This window comes from Aquicoccus sp. (genome assembly GCF_041686535.1).
GTDB lineage: Bacteria > Pseudomonadota > Alphaproteobacteria > Rhodobacterales > Rhodobacteraceae > Aquicoccus.
The window spans coordinates 1-2,828 of sequence record NZ_JAWLDS010000190.1 but is presented as its reverse complement, the minus strand read 5'-3'; the positions used below and the strand labels follow the sequence as shown (position 1 = coordinate 2,828).

The following is a 2,828-nucleotide window of genomic DNA, read 5'->3' as shown; positions in this document are numbered from 1 at the left end:
CACGGCGGATTTCACGGGCGAACTAATCGACGACAACCGTAATTCGCTGACCTGGTGGACCGAAAAGCATAACGCCTACGCGTCACGCGAGGTCGTGGATCTGCTGAACCTTGAGTACGGTTTCATGGCACATGAAACCGTGGCGGACCTCCGGGGCGGGCAGCAGGCAGGCGTCAAGCGCTGGCTCAAGGAGCGGGTCTATGCGCGGCTGCCAGGCGGGTTCCGGGCGTTCGCGTATTTCGTCTACCGGTATGTGGTCCGGTTGGGATTTCTTGACGGAAAGGAAGGTACGGCGTTCCACGTGCTGCAGGGCTTCTGGTACCGCTACCTCGTCGACATGAAGCTCCATGAGGTAAAGACTCATATGCGCGTGCAAGATGCAGACGTGATCGATGCCATTCGAAACGTTCTTGGTATCACGATCCATGTCGATACGACGGATCGTGATTGACGCGCCAGTCCACGCATCTCGGCAAGCTCAATCCTGATGGCGACACTGTTTTTCGTGGCCTCCAAGCTCTTCTGGCTGGTGGCCCGGCCGGAAAGCTGGATCGTCCTGCTTCTGGTTTTGGGCATTTGGTCCCTGCACCGGGATCGCGTTGCGGCTGCCGGTAAGGTTATCGTCTCGGCGCTCTTTCTGGTCCTGCTCATTGGACTTGTGCCTGTTGGACAACTCCTGATGCGGCCACTGGAAATGCGATTTCCAGCCGTGCCTGATATCTCGGCGCCGACGGGCATCATCATCCTGGGTGGAGGAGAGGATGCACGCATGTCGGCCGCCACCGGTTTGCCGGAACTCAATGCGGCGGCCGAGCGGCTCGTCCTGGGGCTGGCGCTTGCGCAGGCGTTTCCCGACGCCCAGCTCATTTTCACCGGTGGCAGCGGCAGTCTGGTTGACCAACGCATCTCCGGCGCTGATGGCGCGCAAACCCTCTTTGCGCGTCTCAAAGTTGCAGACAGCCGCATCATGCTGGAGCCAGAAGCGCGCAATACGGCGGAAAACGCCACACGCACGTATGAGCTTGTCGAGGATGCCACGCGTGGACCTTGGGTTCTGGTCACGTCGGCGTTTCACATGCCGCGCAGTGTGGGCAGTTTCTGCGCAGCGGGTTGGCGCGATATGATCCCATATCCGGTAGATTACCGCGCCGCCGATATTGGTGGGCTGTCCTGGTCTTTCGCCGAGAACCTCGATCTTCTCAACATAGCCATCAAGGAGTGGATTGGTCTGGTCGTGTATTCCCTGACGGGTCGGACACCTGCTCTTGTCCCCCGGAGCTGCTGAGGCAATGAGCGCGGCAGTTGGTATCGCCACCGTGCGCCTCAACGGTCTGACATCATGTTCGGCCTGGTGCCACAATAGGATAGCGTTCAGACGTCAGACAGCAGTCCAATTGCGCATGCTGAAGGCTCGTCGTGCTGGGCAACCGTACAGCATTTCCGTATGGCCGACGGAGCCGGATGCTCAACCCGCTGCCGTATCAAGGGCATTGGAGCTTATCACAGCAGTCTTTCGCGAAACCAGGCGGCAAGTTCGGCCTCCGTCACGAGGCCGCCTGCGACACCTTCCATGATACGGATTGCGTCAATTGGGTCAAAACTGAGGCGGTAGCCGTTATCGGCCAGAAACAGGCGCGCCGTGATCCAGGCAGTGCGCTTGTTGCCATCCACAAAGCCATGGTTTTTCGCAAGACCGTAGGCATACGCCGCGGCCAGATCAGCCGCATCGGGCGCGCCGTAATTCGCGGCGTTGACGGGGCGGGCGAGCGCGCTTTCGATGCCCCCAGAATCACGAAGACCCTCGGAGCCGCCATGTTCGGCCAGTTGCCGATCGTGGATGGCAGTGATGATGGCCGGATCCACCCAACGCCAGTTCTTTCGGGCCGGGGGATTTGATGGATCACTCACTTGGCAAGCGCACGCAGAACTTCACGATCATCATGCATGATATCTTCGGCAAGCGACATCTGACGTGCGAATTCCGGATTGTAGGGTGTCAGGCGATACCCGCCATCCGCCGCCTCGGTGAGATAGAGCGTATCGCCCTTCTTGACCTTGAGATGCGCCATGACCTCCTTGGTGAGGATCACGCCCGAAGAACCTCCCACAGTGGTTATCTTGAGTGTTTGCATACCGATACCTCATCTATATAATGATTATTATATAGATGAGGTGAAGCGTACCGCAATGGTGGCATCCAAGGGACTCGTGGAAAGGCGTCCTCAACACATCCATTCGCGTCACGCTTACTCCCAGACATTATGTTCCGCATAAGCAAGGTAGCGCGACAGCACGTTGATCGAGGTCCAGCCGCCCGCGCGCATGATGGCGGCGGTATCAAAGCCGCGCCGCAGGAGATCTTGAGCCGCCCCCACGCGCATCGAGTGCCCCGAAAAATCGCGCGCTTCGCACGGATCGAGACCGGCCCGACCCGCGCCTTCCTTGACGAGCCGTTTCACGGTGTCGGGCGAGAGCGCGCGGTCGATCGGCTTGCCGTGATAGATCGGGCAGAACAGCGGCGCGATGTCCGGGCCCCGCCAGGCGAGCCAGTCCGCGACCAGCCCGGCCGTGCGCGCCGAGGTGAAGGCGAGCCGTCCCTCACCGAAGGGATCGTTCTTCGCACGGCGGATGAGAACGCGCAGTGTGCCATCCTCGCGCACCTCGAGGTCGTCCACGCGGAGCGCGACGAGTTCCGATCGTCGGGTCAGAAGCTCATAGCCAAGACACAGCATGGCGCGGTTGCGCAGTCCCACAGGCGTGTCCGGCTGTCCCGCGAGGAAGCGGTCGAGATAGGCGCGCGTGAGGCCCTTGGCCTGTTTGGGCCGGCC

Annotated in this window: 4 protein-coding genes and 1 pseudogene; 2 read left to right on the top strand and 3 right to left on the bottom strand. The window is 60.6% G+C overall.

Going from position 1 to position 2,828, the window contains the following annotated elements:
* Positions 1 to 451: pseudogene (locus ACESL9_RS17820) on the top strand (glycosyltransferase family 2 protein); the annotation flags it as partial.
* A 36-nt stretch (positions 452 to 487) separates the two neighbouring features.
* A complete protein-coding gene (locus ACESL9_RS17815) occupies positions 488 to 1,285 on the top strand; it encodes a YdcF family protein (protein WP_372675411.1) in 798 nt (265 codons plus the stop codon).
* A gap of 215 nt (positions 1,286 to 1,500) precedes the next feature.
* Here the strand turns inward: ACESL9_RS17815 and ACESL9_RS17810 are convergent, their stop codons facing one another.
* From ACESL9_RS17810 to ACESL9_RS17800, 3 genes are all read right to left on the bottom strand, one after another.
* Positions 1,501 to 1,863: a type II toxin-antitoxin system death-on-curing family toxin gene (locus tag ACESL9_RS17810; RefSeq protein ID WP_372675410.1), complete on the bottom strand. Its 363-nt coding sequence runs from the start codon at positions 1,861 to 1,863 to the stop codon at positions 1,501 to 1,503.
* Positions 1,864 to 1,904: 41 nt separating this feature from the next.
* Positions 1,905 to 2,132, bottom strand: coding sequence for a transcriptional regulator (locus ACESL9_RS17805; RefSeq protein WP_372675409.1), 228 nt, complete (start codon positions 2,130 to 2,132; stop codon positions 1,905 to 1,907).
* Between the two features lie 114 nt (positions 2,133 to 2,246).
* Positions 2,247 to 2,828: tyrosine-type recombinase/integrase (locus ACESL9_RS17800; protein ID WP_372675408.1), on the bottom strand; the 582-nt coding region annotated here is incomplete at its 5' end.

Coding starts and splice junctions, on each gene's coding strand:
- ACESL9_RS17815 (WP_372675411.1), top strand. CDS start 488: ATGGCGACACTGTTTTTCGTGGCCTCCAAGCTCTTCTGGCTGGTGGCC.
- ACESL9_RS17805 (WP_372675409.1), bottom strand. CDS start 2,132: ATGCAAACACTCAAGATAACCACTGTGGGAGGTTCTTCGGGCGTGATC.